The sequence below is a fragment of the Noviherbaspirillum phoenicis genome, assembly GCF_047237965.1.
Classification (GTDB): Bacteria; Pseudomonadota; Gammaproteobacteria; order Burkholderiales; family Burkholderiaceae_D; genus Noviherbaspirillum_A.
The window spans coordinates 113118-139981 of record NZ_JBDFLX010000005.1 but is presented as its reverse complement, the minus strand read 5'-3'; the positions used below and the strand labels follow the sequence as shown (position 1 = coordinate 139981).

Genomic DNA, 26864 nt, shown 5'->3' with positions numbered 1-26864 from the left:
CGTCTGGTTGATCGTTGGTTTGTAAAGCCAGGCTCAGGCAGCCAGTGGCTCGCCCGACAACTCGTGGGCGAAGCTGAAGCTGTCGGCGTAGATATGGTCGGCGCTGGCGCCGTTGGCCAGGAACAGCTGCTTTGCGTCGCGCACCATGGCCGGCGCGCCGCACAGGTAGAGCGCATGCTCTTCCAGGCTGCCATGGTCCTGCACGACCGCCTGCTGCACATAACCCGTGCGGCCGGTCCAGCCGGGTCCGGGGCGCGACAGCACCGGCACATAGCGGAAGTCGTACAGCCTCTCGCCCCAGGCCCGGATTTCGGCGTCCAGGTACAGGTCGGCCTCGTTGCGCATGCCCCAGTACAGCGTGACCGGCGGGCAGTCCGGGTCGTCCATCAGCGACTGCAGGATGCTGCGGATCGGCGCCAGGCCGGTGCCGGTGGCGACCATGATCAGCGGCCGGTAGTCCGCGCTGCGGTAATGGAAGCCGCCGAGCGGCAGCGTGATGTCAACCCGGTCGCCGGCGCGCAACTCGGCCAGGCGGCGGTCGGTGAAGCTGCCGCCGGGGATGCGCCGCACATGGAAGTCGATCAGCTTGCCATTGGGCGCGGACGCCATCGAGAAGCTACGGGCACTGCCGTCTTCCAGATGCACGTTCATGTACTGCCCGGCCAGAAAGACCGGCGGCGCATCGCCTTCGACTTCCAGCAGCAGGTGGTGGACGCTGTCGCACAGGCTGCGCACTTCGCGCACCACGGCGCTGCGGCGCTCCGGTTCCGGCATGGCGGCCGACGCGCCCGGCTCGATCACCAGGTCGCTTTGCGGCCGCGCCTGGCAAGCCAGCGCATAGCCTTCGGCCGCTTCTTCCGGGCTCAGGCCGAAAGGCTCGTCCTCATACGACACCGTGCCGTCGAGCAGCTTCACGCGGCAGGTGCCGCAGCCGCCCATGCGGCAGTCATGCGCCAGCGGCACGCCGGCGCGGATTGCGCCGTCCAGCACCGACTCGTCGTCCTGCACCGTGAAGCTGCTGTCCGTATTGAACAGAATTACCTGGTATGCCATCGTCCACTCCATCCGTTCCCGGCCAGGCCGGGACTGCCTTATTTCTTGATGTCCGCCTCGACCATCACGTCATAGCCCTCGCCTGCCAGCGCGTCCTTGAGCGCCTGCAATGCCGCCAGGCCGCAGGCGGTATCCTGCTCGCCGTTGCCGCCGCTCAGGCCCACGCCGCCGATGACTTCGCCATTGACCACCACCGGGAAGCCGCCGACGAATACCGCGAACTTGCCGTCGAAGCTCCACTGGATGCCGAAGGCTTCATTGCCGGGCAATGCCGGGCCGTTGGGCGCGGTGTTGAACAGATGAGTAGAGCGCTTGTGGCCGGCCGCCGTGAAGGCCTTGTTCCATGCGATCTGCGGGCCGGTGATGCGGGCGCCGTCCATGCGGTCCATCGCGATCGGATAGCCGCCGTCGTCCACCACGCAGATGGTTTCCAGCACCTTGATCTGGTGCGCCTTTTCCATGGCGGCCGCGATCATCAGGCGCGCTTCGCGCAGTTCCAGCTTGATTGCCTGTTTCATGTGTATTCCCTTGTGCTTGTTGGCGGCGCTCAGGCGCCGCGATAGACCGTCTTGATCTGGGTGTAGAACTCCAGCCCGGCGCGTCCGGACTCGCGGAAGGTCGAGGTGCTCGACGACTTCAGCCCGCCGAACGGCGCATTGATCAGGTTGCCCGTGGTGGTGCGGTTGATCTTCACCGTGCCGGCCTGGATGTCATGCGGGAAGCGATGGCTGTAGCGCGGATTGCTGGTGACGATCGCGGCCGACAGGCCGTACTCGGTGTCGTTGGCCTTGGCGATTGCGTCCTCATAGCTGTCGACTTCGATGATGGCCAGCACCGGGCCGAAGATTTCCTCGCGGGCGATGCGCATCTGCTGGGTGACGTCCGTGAACACCGCCGGCGCGACGTAATAGCCGCGGGCGAAGTCGCCGTCCTGCAGGCGCTCGCCGCCGATCAGGTGGGTCGCTTCCTGCTTGCCGATGGCGACATAGGACAGCACGTTTTCCATCTGCTTCTCGCTGGCCAGCGGGCCGATCTCGGCGCCCGATGCGCCGCTGCCGACCTTCATCGACTTCACCTTCGCCAGCAGCTTCTCGGTGAACTGTGCCTTGACCTGCGCCATCACCAGGATGCGGCTGGTGCCGGTGCAGGCCTGGCCCGACAGCGACAGGCCGCCCTTGACCGCCAGGTCCACCGCACGGTCGAGGTCGGCGTCTTCCATCACGATCAGCGGGTTCTTGCCGCCCAGTTCCATCTGGGTGCGGGTGGTCATGCCCACCGAGCGGTGGATATGCTGGCCGGCCGCGGTGGAGCCGGTGAAGGAAATGGCGCGCACTTCCGGCGCCTCGGTGATGGCGGCGCCGATGTCGCCGGCGCGGCCGGTGATGAAGTTCAGCACGCCTTTCGGAATGCCTGCCTGCACCAGCGCCTCGGCCAGGCGCAGGCCCGACAGCGGCGCTTCGCTGGACGGCTTGAATACCACCGTGTTGCCTGTGATGAGCGCCGGCGCGATCTTGCGGGCCGGGATCGAGACCGGGAAATTCCACGGCGCGATGACGGTGACCACGCCCAGCGGCTCGCGCTGGCTGTAGACGATCATGTCGGCATCGTCCTGCGGATAGGTCTCGCCGCTGAAGGACTGGCCTTCCACCGCATAGAAGCGCAGCGTCTGCGCCGAACGCAGCACTTCATCCTTGGCCAGGGCCAGCGCCTTGCCTTCCTCGCGGGTCAATTCCTCGGCAAAGCGCTGGGCGTTCTGCTCCAGATACGCGGCGGCGCTGTTGAGGATGGCGGCGCGCTTGGAAATCGGGGTCTTCTTCCAGCCGTCGAAGGCGGCGGCGGCGGCCTTCACGGCCTGGCGCGCATCGTCGGCGCTGGAGGCCTGGAACAGGCCGACCAGGTCGCTGCTGTCGGCCGGGTTGCGGTTTTCGAAGGTGCGGCCGGTCACGCTCACGGTCCATTCACCATCGATGTAATTGGAAAACTGCTGTGGATTGCTCATTGCATGGCCCTGTTGAAATGGTGCTGAACTGCCGGGGCGCCGCGTTGCATCGCATGCGGCGCCCCTGCCCGCTGGACTCAGGCCGCGTTGGCCAGGGCCGGGGCTTCGCCGCGCTGCTCGACATAGTCGTGATACAGCGCGGTGGTGTAGAGCAGGCGCATGCGGGCGCCCAGTTCGCAGATCTTCAGGCAGCGCTGCTGCAGCTCGACCGTGTTGGCATGCTCCAGCACGATCTGGTAGCCGCGCTCGCCGTGGATTTCATCGGACGAGATATGCAGGTCGAAGAATTCGACTTCCTCGTCGGTGAAGCCGTATTTCTCGCGCAGCGTCGGCGTCTGCTTGCGGTAGATCGACGGCACCTGGGATTCCAGGCCGACCACCAGGCCCGCCACGGCGACGATCGGGTCTTCGCGCATGGCCACCGCGTAGCACCAGCTCTGCAGGCCCAGCGTGGTGGGCGACATGTTGTCCGGATCGACCACGCGCTCGCGGGTGGTGCCGCAGGCTTCGGCGAAGCGGATCAGCAGGTCGGTGTGGCGGTCGCCGCCAATTTCTTCCTCGTACATGTTGGCCAGCAGGAAGTCCTTGGCTTCGGTGTAACGCTCCGGCATGCGTGCATAGAGATAACCGAGGTAGTCGGCGAACGGGCCGACGTAGTGGTAATGGTTCTCCGCCCAGCGCGCAAGGTGCTCGCGGCTCAGGGTGCCGTTGGCCCAGGCCAGGCTGAACGGCGAGGTGTTGGCGCTGCGGCCCTTGATCGCGTTTTCAAGCGCAGTGCGAAATTCATCCCGGTTCATTAATGCAGTCATGGTCATCTCCAATTCAAGGTTGGGGTAATTAAAAGCGCCGGTACTGCGCTGCGCTTGAACATCGTTTCCAGCTTGGCCTGCGGATTGCCTTGGCGGGCTTCGCCGTGTTTTTAGAATTTTCAGTATATTGTATACCGTTCTTTTTGTTTGTCTATCCCGTATCGCGGTTTTTTTACAGTTGTTTGAATTTGCGATTCGGGCGCTGCCGAGCGCCGCTGCCGAAGCGGGCGCTGCCGGCCCAGGACACGCGGCGCTGTCGCCATGCTGGCGTTTGGCACGTGCGCCGGGCCGAGCCGTCTCCTGGCCACTTCCACCAGGCTTTCAGCCCGGCCGCCGCGGCAGCATGGCGCGGGATACCATCGCCGCCATGCCAGCCAGTAACGGCTTACCAGATCATGGTGGACGCGAGCGTCGCCACGGCCAGCCCGATCAGCACCGGCAGCATCAACATGCGCACCGCCTCCAGCACCGGCACCCTTGCGAAGCCGGCTACCGCAATCAGCGACGACCAGGCGATCAGGGTGCCGCCACCGGTCCATATCGCGCCCATCTGGCCGACCGCGGCGAGGGTGGCGGGATTAAGGCCGACCACCGGACCCAATGCACCGGACAGCGCGCCCGTCAGCGGCAGGCCCGAGAATCCCGAACCGTCGATGCCGGTGATCATGCCCACCAGCAGCACGCCGAATGCGACGAAGATACGGCTGTCCGGAATGAAATCCTTGCCGGCCTGCACCAGTTCAAACAGCAGGCTGGGCGCCTTGTCGGCCGTTACGCCCAGGACCTGGGCCGCGGTTTCGCTGGCGCCCAGAAAGAAGAAGCCTGCAATCGGCAGCACCGAGCCCATCGCCTTGAAGGCGAACACCAGGCCGTCGGTCACATGGTCGGGGCAGACGTCCAGCATGCGGCGCGGCCCGACCGACACCAGCGTCACCAGCATCATCAGCAAGGCCGCCACGCCGCCCACCAGCGCCGCCGCGTCGCCGCCCTTGAGGTCGGGCAGCCCGGTGCCCATCTTCGGCAGCACCATCACCAGCACTACTGCCAGGAAGGCAAGCGGCGTGACCACGGCGAAGATCTTGGACCAGCGGTTGCGACGCTGGCTCTGCAGCATCAGCAGCGCGTCGATGTCGGACTCGGTGGCCAGCGGCGCGCGCTCGGTGCCATGGGCGATCTCGGCCTTTTCAAAGGTGCCGGGACCGTCCAGGTCCGCCGTGCCGTTGGCGCTGGCAGTGGCCTGCCATTGTTCCAGATGCAAGGGGCTGGCCGATTGAAACGTCTTGCGGGTCATCAGATAACCCAGGCCCAGCGCGATCACGCCGGTGATCAGCGACAGGAACAGTGCCCGGTCGGCCACCAGCGCGGCACTGACGCCGGCGCCGGCTGCCTTGGCGCTGATGCCGGGCGCCACACCAATCACATAGTCCGACGACAGCGCCATGCCCTGCCCGGCGATGGCAATCGCCATCGCGCCCGCCAGCGGCGGCAGGCCGGCGGCGATCGCTGCCGGCAGCAGGATGGCCGACACCAGCGGCACCGCCGGGGTCGGCCAGAAGAACAGCGAAATCACGTAGGTGATGGCCGCCAGCATGAAGTAGGCGACATGGCCGTTCTTCATCACCAGCCGGAACGGCTCCACCATGCGTACGTCGGACTGTATGGTTTTGAGCGCGTTGAGCAGCGCGGTCATGAAGGCGATGACGAGGAAAATATTGAACAGTTCCTTGGCGGCAACCAGGCTCGCGGTGAAGATGCCTCCCAGTGCGGTGATGAGGCTGCCCGATAGCGCAAGTACGACGAAGAATGTGGCGACCACCGAGGGTACGACCACATTGGCCCGGAAAATCATGGTGACTACGACGGCGGCGACCCCTGCCAGATAAAACCAGTGAGCAGCGGTAAGGGTAATGGCATTTTGCATTGCTTCATCCCAATTAAATAGTTATAGATAAAACTGTCTCCTTCCAACTTGGTACACTGTATACCGTTTAATCTCGACCGGCAACAAGCAAGTTCGAAGAAAAATGAGGCAGCGGGTGATGCACTGATGAGCAAGAAGCGTTCCCACTACGAAGGGGGCGGCGATATCGCTTCGGGATTGCGTACAAAAGCGCAGAATGAGCCAATAGGTGTTCTAACGGTATACAATATATCGAGAGCTGATTTTAATGATGGGAGGCAAGGTTGGGCGGCCATGCTGCTCGCCACCCGAACAGGCATGGAACACGCGCTACCTGCCGCTTTTGGTGCAGCGCAGCCCTGTCGAGGTGCGGCTGGCATACAATGTTCTGTATCCCATTCCTGTAAGCAATCTCATGTCCAACTTTCCTTTCATTAATTCCGAATCGCAGCCTTTGCCCGGCAAGCTGGCCGACCAGCATGTCTCGCTGGGAGAGGTGATCCGGGACACATTGCGCGCCCGCATCCTGAGCGGCGACCTCAAAACGGGCGACCGCCTGGTGGAGGGCAAGCTGGCCGATGAGCTTGGTGCCTCGCGCATCCCGGTGCGCGAGGCGCTGCGCGCGCTGGCCTCCGAAGGGCTGGTGACCATCGAGCCGCGCCGCGGCGCTTCGGTCGCCTTCCTGTCCAATGAAGTCGCGCGCGACCTGGTCGAGGTGCGGGCCACGCTGGAAGGCCTCAACGCCAAGCTGGCCGCGCAGCGCCGCAACGACAAGGCCGTCGCCGACCTGCAGGCGGTGCTGAACATGGGCATCGAAGCCGCCAGGACCGACAAGGTCGCGTTGCTGGCCGACCTGAACAACCGCTTCCATGAACTGCTGGCCACCGTGGCCGGCAACGACGTGCTGACCGACATGGTGCGCTCGCTGCGCACCCGTACCGTAATGCTGTTTGCCAATGCGGGCGCGCAGCGAGCGCGGCAGAACTGGGAAGAGCATGCCCAGATCCTGCAGGCGGTCATTGCCGGCAACGCCGAACTGGCCGCCCTGCTCGCCGCGCAGCATGTGCACAACGCGGCCAACGCCTCGCTGCGGCCGCCGGCCGCACCCTCCCCCTCCACCTGACGAAAGGAAGTCCCTTGATCCATATCACCGATGCCATGATAGACAGCCACGTGACGGCTGCCGATGCCGAAGCCGCCATGCGCGATGCGTTCGCCAGTTTCGCCGCCGGCGACGCCGCCATGCAGGAGCGCATCCGTACCGAGGCGGGCGGCGTCAAGCTGTCGACGCTGGGCGCGGTGATTCCCGCGCAGGGCGTGACCGGCGCCAAGGTCTATACCACGATCAAGGGGCAATTCCAGTTCGTGATCCTGCTGTTCTCCACCGAGACCGGCCGGCCGCTGGCGTCGTTCGATGCCGGCGCCATCACCCGCCTGCGCACTGCCGCCTGCTCGGTGCTGGCCGCGCGCCACATGGCGCGGCCCGAGTCGTCCGTGCTGGGCCTGTTCGGCGCCGGCGTGCAGGGCATCCAGCATGCGCAGCAGTTCGCGCTGGCCTTCCCGCTGCGGCGCATCCTGGTGTGCGATCCGTATGCGCCGGCCGGGCTGGCCGAGCGCCTGCAGGCGCTGTGCAACGTGGACGTGGCGATTGCCCAGCCCGAGCAGCTGGTGCGCGAGGCCGACATCGTGGTGACCGCATCGCGCTCGACCGAGCCGCTGTTTTTCGGCGAATGGCTCAAGCCCGGCGCCTTCCTCGCCGCCGTAGGCTCGAGCCTGCCCCACACGCGCGAACTGGACGACACGACCCTGGCGCGGGCCGCGGCCGTGGTGGTGGAGTGGCGCACCCAGACGCTGCGCGAGGCAGGCGACCTGGTGCGGGCTGCGGAAGGCGCGGTCGATGCCGGCCGCATCCATGAACTCGGCGACCTGGTGGCCGGCAAGGTCACGCTGCGCAGCGACGCGGATGACATCCTGATCTACAAGGCGGTGGGCGTGGGATTGCAGGACGTGGCATTGGCGGGGCTGGCATATCAGCGCATCACTGCTGCCGGCACAGCCGCCTGAAGGGGCGATTTTCCTCTTGTATACTTTATACGCAGAGGAAATGGACAGCGGGCTGTGAAGCGCCATTCCCGGACCGACGGGGGCGCTAGGCATTACCTATCCGTCCCGCACGGTGACGACGCCCTCGTGCGGGTAATACTTGTTCAGGGACCGGCCAGCGCCCTGCCCTCCCGCATCAAAGGCGATCTCCATCCGTATCGCATGGCCATGCCGGGTCACATGCATGAAATGCGCCGATGCTTTGCAAGGATGATGGCCAGCCTTTCCACGCCATATGCCTCCTTGAGGTTCCGGTAATGCCCTTTCAGGCAGAGGGAAGCGCTGGCCTGGTTGCAAATCGAACCGCAACTGCCTTGGGCAGCCCGATACCGGCTGCCCAAGGCCCCTCGCGGAAATCCGGTCAGGCCTGTGAATGGAGTCGTGGCAGCGGACTTTTCCTCCCCCTGCAGGCCCCTGTGCCCACGTCAGGGCGCTCGCTTCACGCAAGCAGCATGGCGACTATTTAAATAGTGGGTTTGCGCACTGGCCGGCGGGCCGCACCCCTTTCCCGACCACGGGAGCGGGCGGCTTGCTGCCGCCCATGCCGCGCCCGCCCGCGGCTGGCCGCCTCTGCGGTTGCCCGACTTAAAACTCGACAATTAAGCGGGTGGATTAAGGGAGGACATGGACCTGCGCGCGAGGATTAATGACACGACAACATTTCCTCGAGCATTTTCGCCCTGCTTTATCCACTGCGAAAGCACGCCTGATAACACTTCGCACCCACGTTCGACTACCTTTTGGTCACGCACGAAACCCCTTGAAAAAGCGGCTCTGCAACCTCATCTTCGATGGAGACGAAAAGCACTGCCAGAGATTTTATTTTTATTTAGAAACAGTGCTTTATGATTTTCTTCCAATGTTTTACCTTGTGACTCCCTGCTGATTTTTTCAGCAAACACTACCGGAAAGGTATTGCAATTGGTCGCAGATTTGGTTAACATATGCACTGTGTTTATATACAGTTCATTTCACAATCACCGATCGGCAGACACATGCCGAACTTTCCTTCATTAATTACGATGGCAGCTCTGCCTTAATGCTGCCTGAATTGCCGTCCGTGGCTGTGGCGTTTGCCCCCGCCTGTCAGGCCGTCGTCGTGTCGTTGAGCGCGGTCGGCGGCAGGTTGGCGCGCGGCGCTGCCAGTTGCTGGCGCAGAAGATCCAGCATCAGCTCGCGCGCGTAGTCGGGTTGGGCGCGGAACAGGGTCAGCGCGGTGTCGAGGAACAGTCTTTCGCGTTCATCGGCCGGCGGCGCGGGCCGGTCGTGTTCCCGGTCCATCCAGCCGTGCGGCAGGTTCAACGCGGTTTCGATCGCGCGGGCCACGCTGTTGCCGATGTTCTTGCGCTGGCACTTGATGTGGCTGAGGTAACGGTCGGACAAGCCCAGCTGCTGGGCGAACTGCTTGAGCATGCCGCGTTGCGGCTGGTCGGGATGACGGGCGATGTAGTCGTTGAACAGGGCGTGGAAGTTCTTGTGCCTGATCTGGCTGCTGTTCATCGACGTTCTCCCTCGCTATGGATTCTTCACGAATGGCGTGCGGCGCCCGGTCCGGGATGGTTGCCACGAATGCCGCCTAGTGTAGCCGAGGACCCCGGATTTTTCGTTGTTGTATTGCAACCAATTTAGGCGTTTTTTGTGCTGGCACAAGAGCCGCCGAGATTCATCCGATCACTGAGGAAGGTTAAGCCTGGAGTGCCATGAAAAAGCTGAGAGTTCGTTATTCCCAACCGATCAATTCGGACACATTCGAAGTCAGCCCGCCCGTCCAGGCGCCGCAAGGCGTGCTGGTGGACGCGATACTGGTGACCTCGGAAATCTGCGGCCAGACGCTGTCGGCGGCTGCCGCCAGGATACTGGCGGGTGACCTGGCCGACTTCGACGAGACCGCGATCCTGGGCGCGCTGTCGCGCTGCCGGATGGAAGTGCAGGGACGGCTGAAGGTGTCGGACATCGTCGTGCGCATTGCCGACGGCCGGCCGGATGCCGAGGAAGCCTGGGACATGCTGCCGCGCGACGAGACGGCATCCATCGTCTGGACCGAGGAAATGGCGCGTGCCTGGGGCCTGGCGCTGCCGCTGCTGGAAGCTGGCGACGTCGGCGCCGCACGCACGGTGTTCGGCGACAACTACGCCAGGGCGGTGCAGCAGGCCCGCATCAAGCGCGAGCCGGTGCGCTGGATGCCTTCGCTGGGCAGCGACGTCAAGGCGCGCGAGGCGGCGGTGCTGGAAGCGGTGCGCAAGGGCCGGCTGACGGTGACGCAGGCCAGCGCCCTGCTGCCGCCTGGCGACCTGCTGCCGATGGCGGCGAACGACGCCCCGGCGCGCGCGCGCAAGCTGCACTGAGCTTCACCGACGTAAGGCCGGCCCTGCGCAGCAGCGCCCGCAGCAATTATTGAACTACCTTTTAAGTCGCTCTTTAAGCCACATCGGGCAGCAAGGGAGGTGACATGGACGAGCAGGACAGTAGTGACGATGGCGGCATGCAGTGGTTCGAGGAAGTCGGCCGTCGGCAACAGATGCAGGAAACCCAAACTGAAAGGAAGAGAGTCATCATGGCTGGATTTGAAATTCATCGTGCTACAAAGCGCCGCGCCAAGCTCCGTCTGGGCATGTCCGGACCGGCCGGCAGCGGCAAGACCTACTCCGCGCTGCTGATCGCCGGCGGTTTGGGTGGACGGATCGGGATGATCGACACCGAGCACGGCAGCGGCGACCTGTATGCCGACCTGCTGCCGGAAGGCTACGACGTGCTGCAGCTGACGCCGCCGTACACCCCGGCCCGCTATGTCGAGGCGATCCATGCGCTGGAAGATGCCGGCGTGCAGACCATCATCGTCGACAGCCTGACCCATGCCTGGACCGGCGAAGGCGGTTCGCTCGACCGGCAGGGCAAGATCGCCGACAAGTCGGGCAACAGCTGGCAGGCATGGCGGCAGGTCACGCCGGAGCACAATGCGCTGGTGGAAGCGCTCCTGCAGAGCAAGTGCCACATCATTGCGACCATGCGCGCCAAGACCGAGTACGTGCAGGAAAAGGATGAGCGGACCGGCCGCCAGACCGTGCGCAAGATTGGCCTGGCGCCCATCATGCGCGACGGCATCGAGTACGAGTTCACCACCTTCCTGGAGCTGGACCTGCACCATATGGCCTTTGCCGGCAAGGACCGCACCCGTCTGTTCGATGGCTCGATCTTCAAGCCGGACATGGAAACCGGCCGCCAGCTGCTGTCCTGGCTGGATGCGGGCGTGGATGCGCCGGTCAAGCGCACCGTGTCGGAAGAGCAGAAGGCCGAGATGCGCCAGGCCATTTCCGGCGCCGTCACGCTGGACGACCTGTTCAAGGCATTTTCGGCGGCCTACCGGGTGGCGACCGCGCTCTCGGACAACGAGACCCTGGCAGACCTGACCGCGCTGAAGAACGAGCGCAAGGCCTGGCTGGAAGCCCAGAACGAAGAACAGCTGGGCATGGCAGCATGAACCCGGTGTTCGAAGCCTTCGAGCTGGCCGCGCAGTACCGGCGGCTGGCCGAGATCCTGGCCGAGCAGCATGACGATCCGAAGCTGATCGCCGACACGCTCGACAGCATCTCCGGCCCGCTCGACGAGCGCCTGGAAAACCTGGCCAAGATGGTCCGCAACGTCGAGACCGCCGCCCGCGGCGTGGAACAGACCATCGCCGCGCTGGAAGCCCGCCATGCGGGCCTGCTGCGCGCGGCCGAGCGCGGCCGCAGGCTGGCGCTGGACCTGATGCAGACTGCCGGACGGGACAAGGTAACCACCGCCCTGTTCTCGCTGGCGGTGCGCAAGAACCCGCCGCTGGTGGTGATCGACCAGGAGGAGGCATTGCCGCCGCAGTTCCTGGTGCGGCATGAACCGCCGCCGCCGACGCCGGACAAGAAGGCGATCGCGGCGTCGCTGAAGGCCGGCATGGCGGTGCCGGGCGCCCACGCGGAACAGCGCGTGCGGCTCGACATTCATTAGGCAGTCAAGCAGTAATCAACAAGCAGTGAAGAAGCAGTCAACAAGCACGCATTACGCACCCTGAAGGAGAATCGCATGAGTACCTTGAACAAAGTCACCCTGATCGGCTATCTCGGACGCGACCCGGAAACGCGCTCCACCGCCGCCGGGGACAGCGTCGCCCAGTTCACGCTGGCCACCACCGAGACCTGGAAGGACAAGGCCACCGGCGAAAAGCGCGAAGCCACCGAGTGGCATCGCGTGGTGCTCTACCGCAAGCTGGCCGAGATCGCGGGACAGTACCTGAAGAAGGGTTCGCTGGTCTACGTCGAAGGCCGGCTGCAGACCCGCAAGTGGACCGGCAAGGACGATGTCGAGCGCTACGTGGTCGAGATCATCGCCGACGACCTGCGCATGCTGGGCGGCCGGCCGCATGGCGACGAGTCGCACGAGGCCGGCAAGGCGGGCGCCGATGCGGCAAGTTCCACTGCCACCACCCGCAAGTCCAGCCAGCCGGCGCTGTCGGAATTCGAACTGGAAGACGACGCGATCCCGTTCTGACCTCCCTGCCGCCGCACCGCGTGGCGGCATGACACGGCAGGTCCCCTGCGCCGCCCGGATCGTGAAGACCGGGCGGTGTTTTCATTGGCCGATTTCACCCGCTCTCATTGTTTCCCTTCCATGGACCAGGTCGCAGGCATCCTTTCTTCGCTCGCCGTCTACAACGACAAATGGGGCCGCGGCAACGTGCGCCTCGATGACGGCAAGCGCCTGACCTGCGTCGGCGAGGCGCTGGCCGGGCTGTCGGCCGGCAACCGCTACCGGCTGGCCGGACGCATCGTCCATCATCCGAAGTACGGCCCGCAGATCCTGGTGGCGGCCGCCACGGTCGACCTGCCGTGCTCGGCCGAGGCGCTGACCGCCCACCTGAAGGCCAACTTCCGCGGCTGCGGCGCAGCCACCGCGCAGAAACTCGTTGCGCACTACGACGGCCGGCTGCACGAACTGCGCGATCTGCTGATCGAAAATCCGCATGCGGTGGATTTTTCCCCAGTCACCCGGCGCCGCGTCGCGGCCGCCGAGGGCCTCGACACCGCCGCGCTGATCTGCCGCGACCTGTCGGGCCGGGTCGGCGCCACAGGCATCAGGCCTGCCGTGCTGCGCCGCCTGGCCGACTGGCTGCTGCCGCTGGTGGCCGATGCCGCCGAGCCGGTGCGCCAGGCATGGAGCGTGTTCGGCGCCGATCCGTATGCGCCGATCCGGCAGGTGGAAGGCTATGTCTTTACGGCGGCCGACCGGATCGCCCTGACCTGCCTGGCCTTTCCGCGTTTTCACCAGTCCAGGATGGCGGCGCTGGCCACCCATGCGCTGCGCGGCGGCTGCGAGCGCAACGGCCACAGCTTTCTCGATGCCGACGCGCTGGCCGAACGCATTGCCGCCTGCGATCCCGACGTGCCACCCGGCGCGGCGCTGGACGCGGCGCAAAAAAACGGCGAACCGCTGGTGGTGAAGGACGGCTGCCATTATCCAACCCCGCTGTATCACTGCGAACAGGCGCTGGCGCTGCACCTGGCGCGGCGGGCGCTGCGCATGGCCGCACCGATGGTGGCGCTGGACGCCGCTGTGCTGGAGGCGGAAATCAGCGCGGCCGAGCAGGCCGTGGGCCACGACTTCGCGCTCGACGCCGGGCAGCGCAAGGCGCTGCAGCGCATGCTGACCTCGTCGCACCTGGTGCACACCGTGACCGCCGGCCCCGGCTGCGGCAAGACCGCGATGATGGAAGTGCTGGCCCATGTGGCGCGCGAGCGCCGCATCCTGTTCTGCGCGCCGACCGGCAAGGCGGCCAAGGTGCTGTCCGGCCGGGTGCGGCGCTACGGCTGCGCCGCCGTCACCGTGCATAGCCTGCTGGGCGTGCGGGACGAGGGCTATGTGCATGACCAAGCGCAGCCGCTGGAGGCTGACATCGTGGTGGTGGACGAATCGTCGATGCTGGACCTGGTGCTGGCCCGCGCGCTGTTCGATGCGCTGCCGCCCGACTGCCACCTGATCCTTTTGGGCGACACCGGCCAGTTGGCCTCGGTCGGTCCCGGCGACGTGCTGGCCAACGTCCTGCTGCTGCCCGGCGACCATCACCGGCTGCACCAGGGGCATCGCAACGACGGCGGCATCCATGACCTGGTGCAGCAATGCCGCCTGGGCGCGGTCGACTGCCATGACCGGCCAGGGGTGCGCTTTTCGCGTTCGCTGCCGCCGCCGGACGATGTCGGCCTGTCCCGCGTGGTGCATGCCTACCTGGACGCGGTGCGGCGCTGCGGCCTGGAACGGGTGGCGCTGCTGATGCCGCGCCGCAAGGGCGAACTCCATACGCCCGGCTGGAACACCACCTATGTCAACGAAGCCCTGCGCCAGGTATTGAACCCGTCCGGCAAGCGCATTCCCGGCACGGCGCTGCACGTCGGCGACCGCGTCATCATCCGCCGCAACCTGGCGCTGGACGACGAAGGACTGGCGCTGGTGGTCAACGGCGACACGGGCACCGTAACGGGCTGCGAGGTGGACGACGCCGGCACCAGCGTGCTGCACCTGGCGCTGGCGCTGGACGATGGCCGCGAGATCCTGTTTCCCGGCGGCGCGCTCGACAGCCTGGCGCTGGCCTATGCGCTGACGGTGCATGCGGCGCAGGGCTCGGAATACCAGGAAGTGATCGTGGTCTGCACCACCGGCTCGCCCGCCTTCGTCCATCGCGGCATGCTCTACACCGCGTTTTCCCGCGCCCGCGAGCGACTCACCGTGATCGGCGACCCGGCGGCCATCAAGGCCATCTGCGCGCGGCCGGCGCCGCGGCGCAATGCGCGGCTGGTGGAATGCACGCGGCAGGCGGTGCGGCGCATGCATCATGCGGGGCATCGCTGACGCGTCTTCCGAAGCCGGCAGGTCCGGCCAGGCGAACCGGCGCAAAGCGCCGCGGCCGGCGCCGGGGTAGCATGGGCGACGTTTTTCCACCTCAGCCCCACCTCAGCCGGGAGACATTGCCTTGAACCAGGTCCGAACCCATCACTCACCCGACGCGCTGCAAGGCAGCGTGCAATGGCTGGTCGCCTTCGCCGCCGGCTTCATCGCGGTGCTGGCGCTGCATCAGCCCGTGCTCGGCCTGCTGGCATCGGCCGGCATCACCCAGGCCACGCCCTATGCCACCAAGGCGGTCGGCCCGCTGGCCGTGCCGCAATTCATCTCGGCCGCGTTCTGGGGCGGCGTCTGGGGCATCGTGCTGCATGCGCTGAGCCGGCGCTGGCCGGTGACGCCGTGCTTCGTCGTCAAGTGCCTGCTGTTCGGCATGGTGTTCCCGACGCTGGTGGCCTGGTTCGTGGTCGCGCCGATCAAGGGGCTGCCGATGGCGGGCGGCTTCAAGCCCAACAACATGCTGACCGGCCTGTGCGTCAATGCCGCCTGGGGCCTGGGCACCGGTCTGCTGCTGGCGCTGTACCGCCGGTCAAGAAGGTAGGCCGGGCGCGGCGTCATTGTCCAGCGTCTGCCCGGTCAGGCGCTCGGCCAGCAGGTCCACCACCGCCGACACCCTTGGCGCCAGCGCGCCCTGCCGGTAGAACACGGCCCACACCGGCTGCGACCAGGCCAGCGTGCAGTCGGGCAGCACCTCGACCAGGCGGCCGGCGTCGCGGTCGGCCCGGGTCAGGAAGTCGGCCAGGCAGACGATGCCGGCGCCGGCCAGCGCCAGGTGGCGCAGGGTTTCGCCGCTGGAAGCGGCAATGGCCGGCGTCACCGGGTAGCCTTCCCTGCCGTCGTGCCGCAGCGGCCAGATGTTCAGCGAAGCCGGAGCGGTGAAACCCAGCACCCGGTGCCTGGCCGCGAGATCGGCGGCAAGCAGCGGCATGCCCTGCCGCTCGAGGTAGCCGGGCGCGGCCAGCAGGCGCAGGCGGCTGCTGCCCAGGCGCCGGGCATTCAGGGTGGAATCGGCCAGGTTGCCGATGCGGATGGCCACGTCGACCCGTTCCTCGATCAGGTCGACCAGGGTTTCGCCGCTGACCAGTTCCAGCCGCAGCCCGGGATAGCGCTCCAGCGCCTCGGCCGCCAGCGGCGCCACCAGGTGGTCCAGCACCGGGCTGGCGGCGTTGATGCGCACCAGCCCGGACGGCTGGCGCAGCCTGCCGGCCAGTTCGTTTTCGGTCTCGCGCAGGTCGGCCAGCACCTGGCGGGCGCGCGCCAGCAGCCATTCGCCTTCCGCCGTGAGGTCCAGCCGGCGCGTGGTGCGGGTGATCAGCGTTACCCCGAGCTGCGTCTCCAGCCGCGCGATGGTGCGGCTCACGCCGGACGGCGTCTGCCCCAATTGTTGCGCCGCCGCTGAAAACGAGCCGGCATCGACCACGGAGACAAAGGCAAGCAGCGCATCGATATTGAGCATTCGTGACTCCGGGGCAAAAGTGTATCGTAGTCAAGCCGGTTTTTCCGCGTGCCTTCCTGCCCCAGACTACGGCATCGTTCACACCAAGGGAATCATGATGCCTCTCGCACTCTGGGCGCTGACACTCAGCGCATTCGCCATCGGCACCACCGAATTCGTCATCGTCGGGCTGCTGCCCACCATCGCTTCCAGCCTGTCGGTGTCGCTGCCCTCCGCCGGCCTCCTGGTCAGCCTCTATGCGCTCGGCGTGGCGGTCGGCGCGCCGCTCTTGACCGCCGCCACCGGCCGCATGCGCCGCAAGCCGCTGCTGCTCGGGCTGATGGCGCTGTTCACCGCCGGCAACCTGGTGGCCTGGCTGGCGCCCGGCTACGGTGCGCTGATGGCCGCGCGCGTGTTGACCGGCCTGGCGCATGGCGTGTTCTTTTCCATCGGCTCCACCATCGCCACCGGCCTGGTGCCCAAGGAAAAGGCGGCCAGCGCGATCGCGCTGATGTTTTCCGGCCTGACGGTGGCGCTGGTGACCGGCGTGCCGCTGGGCACCTTCATCGGCCAGACGCTGGGATGGCAGACCACCTTCCTGGCCGTGTCGGCGCTGGGCGTGCTCGCCTTCCTGGGCAGCCTGGCGCTGGTGCCGGCCGACATCCCGACACCGCCGGCGGCGTCCGTCAGGCAGCAGCTGGCGGTGCTGAAGCAGCCGCGCCTGCTGCTGGTCTATGCGATGACCGCACTCGGCTACGGCGGCTCCTTCATCGCCTTCACCTTCCTGGCGCCGATGCTGCAGCAGGTCAGCGGCTTTTCCGCCGCCAGCGTGAGCTGGGTGATGCTGGTGTATGGCGTGTCGGTCGCGGCCGGCAACATCTGGGGCGGCAGGCTGGCAGACCGCAAGGGTCCGGTGCGGGCATTGCAGATCGTGTTCGGGCTGCTGGCCGCGGTGCTGTTCATCCTGACCTTCACCGCGTCGCAGCCGTGGCTCGCGGTGGCCACCGTGCTGGCCTGGGGCGCGGTCGCATTCGGCAACGTGCCCGGCCTGCAGGTATACGTGGTGCGGCAGGCCGAACGCCATGCGCCGCAGGCGGTGGACGTGGCGTCGGGCCTGAACATTGCCGCCTTCAATGTCGGCATCGCCGGCGGCGCCTGGGCCGGCGGCCTGATCGTGGCGCGGCTGGGCCTCCTGGCCACGCCCTGGATCGGCGCGCTGGTGGTGCTGGGCGCGCTGGCGCTGACCACGCTGGCGGGCCGGCTGGACCGGCGCGGCGCGGCGCAGCTTCCCGCACGCCCCGCGGCGGCGGCGCGCCGGGAACAGCGGGTGTGCTAGCAACGGCTGCGCATGAAGGCGGCTGATTTTCCTTGCACTGCGCCGGCTCCCGGGTTGCGCTCAGGCTGGATCGGCCGCCACCCGGAAGCCGCAGTTTGACGCGGTGCTGGAGGGCGTGTTCGAACCGCGCGCCGCAACCCGGTAGCGGTTGCAATAGGATTCGTGGCACAGGAAGGAGCCGCCGCGCATGGACCTGGCCGCGGTCGGCATGGCCTGCCGCGGATCGCGCGCCGCCGGGTCGCGGTAGTAATCCGGACTGAACCAGTCGGCGCACCATTCCCAGACATTGCCCGCCACGTTGTACAGCCCGTAGCCATTGGGCGCGAAGGAACGCGCCGCCGTCGCACCCGGCTGCCAGCCCCCGGCCGGCCGGTTGGGGAAGTCGCCTTGCCAGATATGGCATTGCGCCACGCCGCCTGGTGCGAGTTCATCGCCCCAGGGATAGCGCCGGCCTTCCAGGCCGCCGCGCGCCGCATATTCCCATTCGGCCTCGGTGGGCAGGCGCACGCCGCGCCAGGCGCAGTAGGCCTGCGCATCGTTCCATGACACATGCACCACCGGATGGTCGGGCCGATGATAGATATGCGAACCCGGTCCCTCGGGACGCTGCCAGCAGGCATGCGGCAGGTCCAGCCACCACGGCAATCCCGACGGCGCCGCCCCGGTCTGCACCCTGAACCGTTCCGGCGCCTGCAGGTAGAACACGAAGGACGAGCCGAGACGCTCGGCCTCGGTCACGTAGCGGGTGGCGCGCACGAACTCGGCGAACTCGCGGTTGGTGACCGTCGTGGCCGCGATCCGGAACGGCGCCATGTCCAGCCGCAGGCTGGGGCCTTCGCCATCGGCGGCGAAGCCTTCGGTGCCGTCGGTGCCCATGGCGAAGCTGCCGCCCGGGATGCACAGCAGTCCGGCCGGGGCCGCCTGCCCTGCCGGCATGGCCTGCTGCAGCGGCGGCGGCGCGCTTGCGGCGGCCGGCACGCAGCAGGGCTTGCGCGGCGCGGCGGCGCTCATGCCTCCTCTTCCTCCCAGAAAGCGGCCGGCTGCTGGCGCATCAGCTCCAGGATCTTTTCGCGCGGGATTACGCCGCAGCGCTCGGCCCATTCCTCGTAGCGCGCGCGCATCTCGGCCACCCGCTCCGGATGCTGCGCCGCCAGGTCGCGGGTCTCGGTGCGGTCCTGCGCCATGTCGTAGAGTTCCCACGCTTCCGGATAGCGCCGCACCAGTTTCCATTTGCCGATACGCACCGCGGCGTTGCCCTCATGCTCCCAGAACATCGGCGCCCGCTCGGCGAGGTCGGCCCGGAATGCCGGCGCCAGCGTCACGCCTTCCAGCGGCGGCACCGGATTGCCGGCGCGCTCGCCCGGATAGTCGGTGGCCGAGATGTCGAGGATGGTCGCCATGATGTCGGGCAGGTAGCCCGGCGTATGCCGCACGCCGCCCTTTTCGGCGATGCCGGACGGCCAGTGGAAGATCAGCGGCGTGGCGATGCCGCCTTCATGGATCCAGTGCTTGTACAGCCGGAACGGCGTGTTCGACAGGTTGGCCCAGGCCGTGCCATAGCTCTGGTAGGTGTCTTCCGGCCCCGGCATGATGTCGGGCTGGTTGCCGAAGCGGACCTCGGCGCCGTCGCGGGTATGGGAGCGGGCAATCATCAGGTTGTTGACCAGCTCGTCCACCGGCACGCTTTCCGGGATGTCCTCGGCGCAGGCGCCGTTGTCGGACATGAAGATGACCAGCGTGTCGTCGAGCTGGCCGGTCTGTTCCAGCGCCTGCAGGATGCGGCCTATGCCCTGGTCCATGCGGTCGATCTGGGCCGCGTAGACTTCCATGCAGCGCAGCAGCCAGGCCTTGTGCTCTGCTTCCGGCCAGGCCGGCTGGCTGGGGTCGCGCCCGGTCAGGGCCCAGGCCTTGTCAAGGATGCCGGACGCCACCAGGCGTTCCAGCCGCGCCTCGCGCAGCGCATCCCAGCCGGCGTCGAAGCGGCCCTTGTATTTCGCAATGTCCTCCTCGTGGGCATGCAGCGGCCAGTGCGGCGCGGTGTAGGCCACGTACTGGAAGAAGGGCTGGCCGCCGTGCTGCTGCGCATGCTTCCTGATGTTGGCGGCGGCCTGGTCGCTGATGGCGTCGGTGTAGAAGAAGCCTTCCTGCCTGGCCTCGTGCTCGACGTTCTCGTTGCCGCGGGTCAGGGTGTTGGGATCGTAGAAGCTGCCGGCGCCGATGATGGTGCCGAAGAACTCGTCGAAGCCGCGCTGCAGCGGCCAGCTCGCGGTCGGCTCGGTCAGGTTGGCGGCGACGTGCCACTTGCCGCTCATGTAGTTGCGGTAGCCGCCGGCCTTCAGGGCCTCGGGTATGGTGACGCAGCGTTCGTTGAGGTCGCCGGCATAGCCTTCCGGCCCGAAGCTGTAGGTCAGCACGCCGATGCCGGTCTGGTGCGGATGCAGGCCGGTCAGCAGCGAGGCGCGCGACGGGCTGCAGCGGGCGGTGTTGTAGAACTGGGAAAAGCGCAGGCCGTTGGCGGCCAGCCGGTCGAGGTTGGGCGTCTGTACTTCGCCGCCGTAGCAGCCGATGTCGGAATAGCCCATGTCGTCGTTCAGGATCAGCAGGATGTTAGGCTTCTTGCTCATTTCCGGTCTCCATGTCGTTGATGTTGTTCTGGCGGCTGCGCTAGGAGCCTGGTCCTAGAGCCGCAGTCCGCTGGCGCTGTCGAACAGGTGCGCCGCCGCCGGGTCGAAGCGCAGGAATACCGGCTGGCCTTCGGTCAGCGCCTGCGCATTCGCCGCGCGTAGCTTGACCTGCTGCCCGGCCAGCTGCAGCAGCACGACGGCGCTGTCGCCCAGGTCCTCGATGAATTCGACCGTGGCCGGCATGCCGTCCGGCGCGATGCGCAGGTCGCCCGGCCGCACGCCCAGCGTGACCGCGCCCGACTGGCCGCCCGCCTCCGCCACCGGCAGCCTGGCGCCGGCCACTTCCACCATGCCGGCCTCCAGCCGGGCCGGCAGCATGTTCATCGGCGGCGTGCCGATGAAGCTGGCCACCGCGGCGCTGGCCGGGCGCTGGAAGATGGACTTGGGCGTGCCGACCTGCACCACGCGGCCTTCCATGAACACCGCCATGCGGTCGGCCACGGTCATTGCCTCTTCCTGGTCGTGGGTCACGTAGACCATGGTCACGCCCAGCGAGCGCTGCAGCCGGCGCAGCTCGGCGCGGGTCTCGATGCGCAGCTTGGCGTCGAGGTTGGACAGCGGCTCGTCGAGCAGGAACAGGCGCGGCTGGCGCACGATGGCACGCGCCAATGCGCAGCGCTGCTGCTGCCCGCCCGAGAGCTGGCCGGGCCGGCGCGACAGCAGGTGCGCAATGCCGACCTTGGCGGCGGCGTCCTGCACCGCGGCGCTGCGCGCGGCGGCCGGCGTGCCTATCATCTTCAGCGGAAAGCCGATGTTCTCGGCCACCGTCATGTGCGGATAGAGCGCATAGCTCTGGAACACCATCGCCACGTCGCGCGCGCCCGGTTCGGCATGGGTGACGTCGGCATTGTCCAGCAGCACCCGCCCGGCATTGACCGATTCCAGCCCGGCCAGGATGCGCAGCGTGGTGGTCTTGCCCGAGCCCGAAGGCCCGAGCAGCGCGAAGAACTCGCCCGGCCGTATCTCCAGGTCCAGCCCGTGCAACGCGGTGAAGCTGCCGTGCTGCTTCACCACCCCTTCCATGCGTACATTGCCTGATTGCTTCATCGGCGTCCTCCTCCCTTGACTGCGCCCACGGTCAGGCCCTTGACGATATGGCGCTGCGCCGCCAGGCCGATCAGGATGACCGGCGCCATTGCCAGCATCGCCCCGGCCGCCAGCCGCGCCCACTGGGTCTGCTCGACCGAAATGAAATTGAACATCGCCACCGTCACCGGCCGCACCTTGTTGCCGCCCAAAACCACCGCGAACAGGAACTCGTTCCAGGCATTGAGGAAGACGAAGATGGTGGTCACCGCGATGCCGCCGCGCACCTGCGGCAGGATCACGTACCAGAGCGTGCGCAGGCGGCCGGCCCGGTCCAGCAGCGCCGCTTCCTCCATCTCGTACGGGATGTCCTCGAAGTAGGACACCATCAGCCAGATCGCGAACGGCAGCGAGAACGACAGGTAGAGCGCGGTCAGGCCGCTGTAGGTGTCCAGGCCGCCGATCTTCTGCAGCACCAGGTAGTAGGGAATGATCAGGCCCATCGGCGGCAGCATCTGCGTGGCCAGCACATAGAAGCCGGACGCGCGCTTGGCCGGGTAGTTCAGCCGCGCCAGCGCATAGGCCGCCGGCACCGCGAACAGCATGGTCAGGAGCGTGGCGCTGCAGGACACCACCATGCTGGACCAGAGGTTGGGCAGGATGGAAGACGCGCCGAACAGCACTTCGCGGTAATTGGCCAGCGTCGGCTCGAACAGCCACACCGGCGGATAGGCCAGCACGTCGCGCTCGGACTTGAACGAGGTCAAGAGGCCCCACAGCACCGGGAAGGCCCATACCGCCAGCAGCAGGCCGGCCACCAGCCACAGCATCGCGTGGCGCAGCGCATGGCGCTTCATCGGCTTCTCCTCAAACGGAACATCAACCAGGAAATCGCCAGCGTGATCCCCATCAGCACCATGGCCAGCGAGGCGCCGTAGCCGATATTGAGTTCGGAGAACGAGGTCCGGTAGGCATACAGGTTCAGGATCTCGGTGGCCGAGCCGGGGCCGCCGCCGGTGGCGGCGAAGATCGCGGCGAAGGCCGACAGCGCCGTCATGGTGCGCATGATCACCACCATCACGATCGCCGGCCGGATCAGCGGCAGCGTGATGTAGACGAAGCGCTGCCAGGGCCGGGCGCGGTCCAGCCGCGCCGCTTCATACACGTCCGAAGGCAGCGTCGACAGCGTGGCCAGCATCACCAGGAAGGCGAACGGCGTCCATTGCCAGGTGTGGATCGCGATCACCGAGATCAGCGCCAGCTGCGGGTCGCCCAGCCAGTTGTAGCTGCCCAGGCCCAGCGAGCGGGTGACCAGGTCGACCAGGCCGACGTCGGGCGCCAGCACCAGGGTGCGCCAGAACAGGCCCACCACCACCGGCGCCAGCACGATGGGCAGAATGGCGCCGATGCGCAGCAGGCCCTGTCCCCTCGGGATCTGCAGCACCAGCAGCGCCAGCGACAGGCCGACCACCACCTGCAAGGCCACCGTGCTGCAGGTATAGACCACGGTCAGCCAGAGCGAGCTCCAGAAGCGCGGGTCGTTGCCCATCTTGACGTAGTTGTCCAGTCCGGCAAAGCCCGACAGCCAGGGCATGCCGAGGTCGATGCGGTGCAGGCTGTTCCACGCCAGGTAGACCAGCGGGATGGTGGTGGTCAGCAGCAGCAGGACCAGCGCCGGCGCCAGGAGCGCCAGCGCGAAGCGCTGCTCCTGGCGCGCCAGGGTCACCGGCCCGGCGTCCCGCGCCGGCGCCGCCGTCAGGGTATGGGCCATCTAACGGCCCTAACCCTTGAGGATCTGCTGGATGCGGCTCTGCGCCTCGTCCAGCGCTTCCTTGGGCTTCTTCTGCCCGGTCAGCGCGGCCTGGATCGCGGTTGCCATGGTGTCGCCGATGGCGGGCCACTGCGGCACCCGCGGCCGCCAGTCGACATCGGTGTCCTGCTCCAGCGACTCCAGCGCGGCAGGGATGAAGTTGTCGCCCATGCCCTGCATCGCACTGGCGAACTCGGGCGAGCGCCACAGCGAGCTGCGGTTGATGCCGGAGCGCTTGGCCGGCCCGGCGAACTTCCACGAGGTGCGGGCCTGGGTCTCGGCCGACGCCGCCCAGCTGATGAAGAGCCAGGTCGCCTTCTTGGCGCGCTCGCTCAGCGCGGCATTGATCGGGAAGCCCCAGTTCCAGATCGAGGTCACCCGCTTGCCGCTTGGCCCCTTGGGCCAGCGCGCATAGGCGATCTTGCCGATCACCTTGGACTTCTCCGGGTTGTTCAGCACCGCCGCCGAGGAATGGGCGTCGATATAGCAGGCCAGGTTGCCCTGCGAGAAGGCGTCGGCGATGTCGGGCCAGTTCCAGTTGCGCACCGCGGGCGAGGCGTAATTGCCCAGCGCATCCACATACCACTGCAGCGCCTGCACCGCTTCCGGCGTGTTGACCGTGACATTCTTGCCGGCGAACCAGCTGCCGCCGAAGCCGCGCAGCAGCGAGGGATAGATGTACATGTTCTGGCCGGCGCCGGCGAAGCCGCGCAGCGCAAGGCCGTACTGGCGGTTGGGCGCGTCGGTCAGCGCTTTGGCGTTGGCGAGCAGCTCGTCATAGGTCTCGGCCGGCTTCAGGCCCTTGGCGGCGTACAGGTCCTTGCGGTACACCTGCACCGTGACTTCGCCGTCGTAGGGTATGCCGTAGGGCTTGCCGTCGACCGAGTCGGCGTCGCGCCAGGCCTTGAGAATGTCGTCGTAGCGGAACCAGGCCGGGTCAGTCAGGGCCGGGTCGTTCAGGTAGCGGTCCAGCGGGTCCACCCACTTGTTGGCCACGTACAGCGGGTAGTACATCGGGTCGGCCGCATGGGTGGCGTAGGTCGCGGTTTTCGAGGACAGGTCCAGCGTCGCCTTTTGCCGGATCTGGCCCGGCGGCACCTTCTCCACCCGCACCTTGATGCCGGTCAGCGCTTCGAACTGCGGCAGCAGCGTGGCCAGGTTGTCGAAGTAGCTGGCCGGGATCACCGCCACCGCGATCGATTCGCCCTCCGCCTGGCGCCAGTTGATCTTGGCGCTGCGGTAAGGCGCGAGGTCGTCGGCCTGGGCCTGCGCATTGCGCATCATGGCCGGCGCGAGGGTCCATGCGCCCAGCGCCGCGGCGGCGCCCACCAGCTTGCGTCTGCCCGGCTGCGCCGGCGCGCTGCGGACTGTTTTCTTGTTCATGCGGTCGTCTCCTTGATGTCCAGCGATATCGCCGCCCTTTCGCCGCGCCTGGGCGCCAAAGCGCCCGTCGTGCCAGGGTCGGTCCTGCCGTGTGTTTCTGAACCTGCGGGCCTGCCACTGCGGAAAACATGCGTATCGATTTATTCTCATGTAATCGATTACACGGATTCAATGTAACATTGAACATCGGCCGCCACAACAGGGGCGAACCAGAATGTTTTTGCATTTACTTATCGGTTTTCTGAAATCGATATCATCATGGCTTCGAAGGAGAGCCCGCCGCCCATGAAACCAGCAACGCCCCAACCCAGGCCGGAAGACGGAAAGACGCGCGCCGGCGCCAAGGACGTGGCGCGGCTGGCCGGCGTCTCCACCGCCACCGTGTCGCGGGTGATGAACACGCCCGGGCAGGTCGAGCCGGACACCCGGCGCCGGGTGCTGGAGGCGGCCGCCAAGTTGCGCTACGTGCCGCATGGCGCGGCGCGCTCGTTGCGCAGCCATCGCAGCAAGATGGTAGGCGCGGTGGTGCCCTCCTTCGACTACGCGCTCTATGCCCGGACCACCAGCGCGCTGCAGCAGCGCCTGGGCGAGCGCGGCTATTCGCTGGTGCTGGCCGAGCATCATTACGACCTGGCGATGGAACTGAAGATGGCGGGCCAGCTGATCGAGCATGGCGTGGACGCGCTGGTCTTCGTCGGCCTGGACCACGATCCCAACCTGTTCGGCCTGCTGGAGGATTACGGCCGGCCCTACGTGCTGACCTGGGGCGTCGACCCGTTCCGCCGGCATCCCAGCGTGGGTTTCGACAACCGGGCCGCGACCTATGAGATCACGCGCCACCTGCTGGCGCTGGGCCACACCCGCTTCGGCCTGATCAGCGCGCCGGTCGAGGGCAACGACCGGGCGCGCGCCCGCGGCGCCGGGGTGCGCGATGCCCTGGCCGAGGCCGGGCTGGCGCTTGACGCGGCCTGCGTGCAGTACGCGCCGATCTCGCTGCCGGCGGCGCAGGCGGCGATGGCGCGCCTGCTGGCGCTGCCGCGCCCGCCCACCGCGGTGGTGGCGACCAATGACGTGTTCGCGGTCGGCGCCATGGTCGCCTGCCGCGAGGCGGGCGTCCGGATACCCGAGGACATCTCGATCACCGGCGTCGACAACACCGACCTCGGCGCCACCCAGACGCCAGGCCTGACCAGCATCCGCACGCCCATCATCGAGATCGGCCATGCGGCGGCGAACCAGGTCATCGCCCGGCTGGAAGGCCAGCCCTACGAGCCGTACGAAGCGTTTCCGATCGAGGTGGTGTACCGCGGAAGCACAGGCAAGCCGGCGTCCTGACGGCGCGCCGGCTTGTATTGGCTCGGGAATGAAGCGCCGCCGCGGGAGGCGGCGGCAGGGTGGGCCTTAGTCGACCTTCACATTGGCCGCTTTCACGACCTTGGCCCACTTGGCGATCTCGGCCGCCTGGAACTCGGCCAGCTGCTGCGGCGCCATGCCGGACGGGTCCACGCCCAGCTTGGCGAAGCGCTCCTGCACGTCCGGCTGCTTCAGGATGGCCGCCACCTCGGTCTGCAGGCGCTGCACGATGGCGCTCGGCGTGCCGGCCGGCGCGAACATCGCCTGCCACGACACCACTTCATAGCCGGGCACGCCGGCTTCGGCCATGGTCGGCACATCCGGCAGGCTGGCCACCCGCTTGGCGGAAGTCACCGCCAGCGGCCGCACCTTGCCGCTCTGGATGAAAGGGCCGGCCACCACGGTGGTGTCGAACATCAGCGGCACCTGGCCGCCGATCACGTCCTGGATCGCCGGCGCGCTGCCCTTGTAGGGGATGTGCACCATGTCGATGCCGGTCATGGTCTTGAACAGCTCTGCCGACAGGTGCTGCGAAGTGCCGTTGCCGGCGGAGGCAAACGACAGGCTGCCCGGCTTGGCGCGGGCGGCGGCGACCAGTTCCTTCACCGACTTGAACGGGCTGGAAGGATTGACCACCAGCACATTGGCGTTGGTGCCGATCAGCGTGATCGGCGCGAACGACTTCAGCGGGTCATAGGACAGCTTGTACAGGCTGGCATTGATCGAATGCGAGCTGATGGTGCCGCCCATGATGGTGTAGCCATCGGGCGCGGCGCGCGCCACCAGTTCCGAGCCGATGTTGCCGCCGGCGCCGGGACGGTTGTCGATGATGACCGTGGTGCCCAGCGCCGGGCCGAGCTTCTGGCCGATCAGGCGGGCCAGGATGTCGGTGGTGCCGCCGGCCGGGAATGGCACGACGTAAGTGATGGGCTTGCTGGGCCATTTGTCTTCGGCCTGGGCCGGCAGGACGATGGCGGAAAGCGCCAGCGCCGACAGGGAGGCGGCGATCAGGGTGCGGCGTGCGACTTGCATGGATGTCTCCTTCGTTGGTC

At 67.1% G+C, this 26864-nt stretch carries 25 protein-coding genes; 10 read left to right on the top strand and 15 right to left on the bottom strand.

Features of this window, described 5'->3' with window-relative positions:
- Positions 1–33 precede the first annotated feature (33 nt).
- The 5 genes from ABC383_RS26210 to ABC383_RS26190 all read right to left on the bottom strand — a co-directional run bounded on the left by ABC383_RS26210 (position 34) and on the right by ABC383_RS26190 (position 5782).
- Positions 34–1053, bottom strand: coding sequence for a 2Fe-2S iron-sulfur cluster-binding protein (locus ABC383_RS26210; RefSeq protein ID WP_413018704.1), 1020 nt, complete (start codon positions 1051–1053; stop codon positions 34–36).
- A gap of 38 nt (positions 1054–1091) precedes the next feature.
- Positions 1092–1571, bottom strand: coding sequence for a GlcG/HbpS family heme-binding protein (locus ABC383_RS26205; RefSeq protein ID WP_413018702.1), 480 nt, complete (start codon positions 1569–1571; stop codon positions 1092–1094).
- Between the two features lie 29 nt (positions 1572–1600).
- Complete coding sequence (locus ABC383_RS26200) at positions 1601–3052, bottom strand: aldehyde dehydrogenase family protein (protein ID WP_413018700.1); 1452 nt, start codon at positions 3050–3052, stop codon at positions 1601–1603.
- Between the two features lie 77 nt (positions 3053–3129).
- Positions 3130–3861 (bottom strand): iron-containing redox enzyme family protein, encoded by a 732-nt coding sequence (locus ABC383_RS26195; RefSeq protein ID WP_413018699.1) that lies wholly within the window; start codon positions 3859–3861, stop codon positions 3130–3132.
- Between the two features lie 385 nt (positions 3862–4246).
- Positions 4247–5782: a hypothetical protein gene (locus ABC383_RS26190; protein WP_413018697.1), complete on the bottom strand. Its 1536-nt coding sequence runs from the start codon at positions 5780–5782 to the stop codon at positions 4247–4249.
- A gap of 394 nt (positions 5783–6176) precedes the next feature.
- Between ABC383_RS26190 and ABC383_RS26185 the strand changes: the two genes are divergently transcribed.
- Positions 6177–6884 carry a GntR family transcriptional regulator gene (locus ABC383_RS26185; RefSeq protein ID WP_413018695.1) on the top strand — a complete coding sequence of 236 codons (708 nt, stop codon included), beginning with the start codon at positions 6177–6179 and terminating at the stop codon, positions 6882–6884.
- Positions 6885–6898: 14 nt separating this feature from the next.
- Positions 6899–7825: an ornithine cyclodeaminase family protein gene (locus ABC383_RS26180; RefSeq protein ID WP_413018693.1), complete on the top strand. Its 927-nt coding sequence runs from the start codon at positions 6899–6901 to the stop codon at positions 7823–7825.
- Between the two features lie 96 nt (positions 7826–7921).
- On the opposite strand, the gene ABC383_RS26175 is transcribed toward ABC383_RS26180, so the two are convergent.
- Complete coding sequence (locus ABC383_RS26175) at positions 7922–8050, bottom strand: hypothetical protein (RefSeq protein WP_413018691.1); 129 nt, start codon at positions 8048–8050, stop codon at positions 7922–7924.
- Positions 8051–8950: 900 nt separating this feature from the next.
- On the bottom strand, positions 8951–9364 hold the full coding sequence (locus tag ABC383_RS26170) for a hypothetical protein (protein WP_413018690.1): 414 nt from the start codon (positions 9362–9364) through the stop codon (positions 8951–8953).
- Between the two features lie 200 nt (positions 9365–9564).
- On the opposite strand from ABC383_RS26170, the gene ABC383_RS26165 reads away from it, so the two are divergent.
- The 6 genes from ABC383_RS26165 (at position 9565) to ABC383_RS26140 (ending at position 15326) form a co-directional block, all read left to right on the top strand.
- Entirely contained in the window at positions 9565–10209 is a 645-nt protein-coding gene (locus tag ABC383_RS26165; RefSeq protein ID WP_413018688.1) for a hypothetical protein, read from the top strand.
- Positions 10210–10313: 104 nt separating this feature from the next.
- A complete protein-coding gene (locus ABC383_RS26160; protein ID WP_413018686.1) occupies positions 10314–11342 on the top strand; it encodes an ATP-binding protein in 1029 nt (342 codons plus the stop codon).
- Positions 11339–11845, top strand: coding sequence for a siphovirus Gp157 family protein (locus ABC383_RS26155; RefSeq protein ID WP_413018684.1), 507 nt, complete (start codon positions 11339–11341; stop codon positions 11843–11845). Before ABC383_RS26160 ends, ABC383_RS26155 begins: the two co-directional genes overlap by 4 nt.
- Positions 11846–11920: 75 nt before the next feature.
- Positions 11921–12385, top strand: coding sequence for a single-stranded DNA-binding protein (locus tag ABC383_RS26150; protein WP_413018682.1), 465 nt, complete (start codon positions 11921–11923; stop codon positions 12383–12385).
- 120 nt (positions 12386–12505) lie between these two features.
- On the top strand, positions 12506–14737 hold the full coding sequence (locus ABC383_RS26145) for an ATP-dependent DNA helicase (protein ID WP_413018680.1): 2232 nt from the start codon (positions 12506–12508) through the stop codon (positions 14735–14737).
- 121 nt (positions 14738–14858) lie between these two features.
- Entirely contained in the window at positions 14859–15326 is a 468-nt protein-coding gene (locus ABC383_RS26140) for a hypothetical protein (RefSeq protein ID WP_413018678.1), read from the top strand.
- Here ABC383_RS26140 and ABC383_RS26135 read toward each other — a convergent pair.
- A complete protein-coding gene (locus ABC383_RS26135) occupies positions 15315–16241 on the bottom strand; it encodes a LysR substrate-binding domain-containing protein (RefSeq protein ID WP_413018677.1) in 927 nt (308 codons plus the stop codon). The genes ABC383_RS26140 and ABC383_RS26135 overlap by 12 nt on opposite strands.
- Before the next feature lie 97 nt (positions 16242–16338).
- On the opposite strand from ABC383_RS26135, the gene ABC383_RS26130 reads away from it, so the two are divergent.
- Positions 16339–17556 carry an MFS transporter gene (locus tag ABC383_RS26130; RefSeq protein ID WP_413019324.1) on the top strand — a complete coding sequence of 406 codons (1218 nt, stop codon included), beginning with the start codon at positions 16339–16341 and terminating at the stop codon, positions 17554–17556.
- 60 nt (positions 17557–17616) lie between these two features.
- Here the strand turns inward: ABC383_RS26130 and ABC383_RS26125 are convergent, their stop codons facing one another.
- From ABC383_RS26125 to ABC383_RS26100, 6 genes are read right to left on the bottom strand one after another with little or no spacing between them, the layout of a single operon-like run.
- Positions 17617–18567 carry a formylglycine-generating enzyme family protein gene (locus ABC383_RS26125; protein ID WP_413018675.1) on the bottom strand — a complete coding sequence of 317 codons (951 nt, stop codon included), beginning with the start codon at positions 18565–18567 and terminating at the stop codon, positions 17617–17619.
- A complete protein-coding gene (locus tag ABC383_RS26120; protein ID WP_413018673.1) occupies positions 18564–20180 on the bottom strand; it encodes an arylsulfatase in 1617 nt (538 codons plus the stop codon). The genes ABC383_RS26125 and ABC383_RS26120 overlap by 4 nt, the downstream gene beginning before the upstream one ends.
- A gap of 54 nt (positions 20181–20234) precedes the next feature.
- Entirely contained in the window at positions 20235–21287 is a 1053-nt protein-coding gene (locus ABC383_RS26115; RefSeq protein ID WP_413018671.1) for an ABC transporter ATP-binding protein, read from the bottom strand.
- Positions 21284–22123 (bottom strand): carbohydrate ABC transporter permease, encoded by an 840-nt coding sequence (locus tag ABC383_RS26110; protein ID WP_413018670.1) that lies wholly within the window; start codon positions 22121–22123, stop codon positions 21284–21286. The genes ABC383_RS26115 and ABC383_RS26110 overlap by 4 nt, the downstream gene beginning before the upstream one ends.
- A complete protein-coding gene (locus ABC383_RS26105; protein ID WP_413018668.1) occupies positions 22120–23037 on the bottom strand; it encodes a carbohydrate ABC transporter permease in 918 nt (305 codons plus the stop codon). The genes ABC383_RS26110 and ABC383_RS26105 overlap by 4 nt, the downstream gene beginning before the upstream one ends.
- Positions 23038–23046: 9 nt before the next feature.
- Positions 23047–24459 carry an ABC transporter substrate-binding protein gene (locus tag ABC383_RS26100; RefSeq protein ID WP_413018666.1) on the bottom strand — a complete coding sequence of 471 codons (1413 nt, stop codon included), beginning with the start codon at positions 24457–24459 and terminating at the stop codon, positions 23047–23049.
- Positions 24460–24744: 285 nt separating this feature from the next.
- Here ABC383_RS26100 and ABC383_RS26095 point away from each other — a divergent pair, with 285 nt between their 5' ends.
- Entirely contained in the window at positions 24745–25794 is a 1050-nt protein-coding gene (locus tag ABC383_RS26095) for a LacI family DNA-binding transcriptional regulator (protein WP_413018664.1), read from the top strand.
- Between the two features lie 66 nt (positions 25795–25860).
- On the opposite strand, the gene ABC383_RS26090 is transcribed toward ABC383_RS26095, so the two are convergent.
- Positions 25861–26844 (bottom strand): Bug family tripartite tricarboxylate transporter substrate binding protein, encoded by a 984-nt coding sequence (locus ABC383_RS26090; protein ID WP_413018663.1) that lies wholly within the window; start codon positions 26842–26844, stop codon positions 25861–25863.
- Positions 26845–26864: the final 20 nt, after the last annotated feature.

Coding starts and splice junctions, on each gene's coding strand:
- ABC383_RS26150 (WP_413018682.1), top strand. CDS start 11,921: ATGAGTACCTTGAACAAAGTCACCCTGATCGGCTATCTCGGACGCGAC.
- ABC383_RS26165 (WP_413018688.1), top strand. CDS start 9,565: ATGAAAAAGCTGAGAGTTCGTTATTCCCAACCGATCAATTCGGACACA.
- ABC383_RS26205 (WP_413018702.1), bottom strand. CDS start 1,571: ATGAAACAGGCAATCAAGCTGGAACTGCGCGAAGCGCGCCTGATGATC.
- ABC383_RS26120 (WP_413018673.1), bottom strand. CDS start 20,180: ATGAGCAAGAAGCCTAACATCCTGCTGATCCTGAACGACGACATGGGC.
- ABC383_RS26105 (WP_413018668.1), bottom strand. CDS start 23,037: ATGGCCCATACCCTGACGGCGGCGCCGGCGCGGGACGCCGGGCCGGTG.
- ABC383_RS26110 (WP_413018670.1), bottom strand. CDS start 22,123: ATGAAGCGCCATGCGCTGCGCCACGCGATGCTGTGGCTGGTGGCCGGC.
- ABC383_RS26200 (WP_413018700.1), bottom strand. CDS start 3,052: ATGAGCAATCCACAGCAGTTTTCCAATTACATCGATGGTGAATGGACC.
- ABC383_RS26090 (WP_413018663.1), bottom strand. CDS start 26,844: ATGCAAGTCGCACGCCGCACCCTGATCGCCGCCTCCCTGTCGGCGCTG.
- ABC383_RS26160 (WP_413018686.1), top strand. CDS start 10,314: ATGGACGAGCAGGACAGTAGTGACGATGGCGGCATGCAGTGGTTCGAG.
- ABC383_RS26185 (WP_413018695.1), top strand. CDS start 6,177: ATGTCCAACTTTCCTTTCATTAATTCCGAATCGCAGCCTTTGCCCGGC.
- ABC383_RS26135 (WP_413018677.1), bottom strand. CDS start 16,241: ATGCTCAATATCGATGCGCTGCTTGCCTTTGTCTCCGTGGTCGATGCC.
- ABC383_RS26145 (WP_413018680.1), top strand. CDS start 12,506: ATGGACCAGGTCGCAGGCATCCTTTCTTCGCTCGCCGTCTACAACGAC.
- ABC383_RS26130 (WP_413019324.1), top strand. CDS start 16,339: ATGCCTCTCGCACTCTGGGCGCTGACACTCAGCGCATTCGCCATCGGC.
- ABC383_RS26100 (WP_413018666.1), bottom strand. CDS start 24,459: ATGAACAAGAAAACAGTCCGCAGCGCGCCGGCGCAGCCGGGCAGACGC.
- ABC383_RS26155 (WP_413018684.1), top strand. CDS start 11,339: ATGAACCCGGTGTTCGAAGCCTTCGAGCTGGCCGCGCAGTACCGGCGG.
- ABC383_RS26115 (WP_413018671.1), bottom strand. CDS start 21,287: ATGAAGCAATCAGGCAATGTACGCATGGAAGGGGTGGTGAAGCAGCAC.
- ABC383_RS26195 (WP_413018699.1), bottom strand. CDS start 3,861: ATGACTGCATTAATGAACCGGGATGAATTTCGCACTGCGCTTGAAAAC.
- ABC383_RS26125 (WP_413018675.1), bottom strand. CDS start 18,567: ATGAGCGCCGCCGCGCCGCGCAAGCCCTGCTGCGTGCCGGCCGCCGCA.
- ABC383_RS26210 (WP_413018704.1), bottom strand. CDS start 1,053: ATGGCATACCAGGTAATTCTGTTCAATACGGACAGCAGCTTCACGGTG.
- ABC383_RS26175 (WP_413018691.1), bottom strand. CDS start 8,050: ATGCATGTGACCCGGCATGGCCATGCGATACGGATGGAGATCGCCTTT.
- ABC383_RS26170 (WP_413018690.1), bottom strand. CDS start 9,364: ATGAACAGCAGCCAGATCAGGCACAAGAACTTCCACGCCCTGTTCAAC.
- ABC383_RS26190 (WP_413018697.1), bottom strand. CDS start 5,782: ATGCAAAATGCCATTACCCTTACCGCTGCTCACTGGTTTTATCTGGCA.
- ABC383_RS26095 (WP_413018664.1), top strand. CDS start 24,745: ATGAAACCAGCAACGCCCCAACCCAGGCCGGAAGACGGAAAGACGCGC.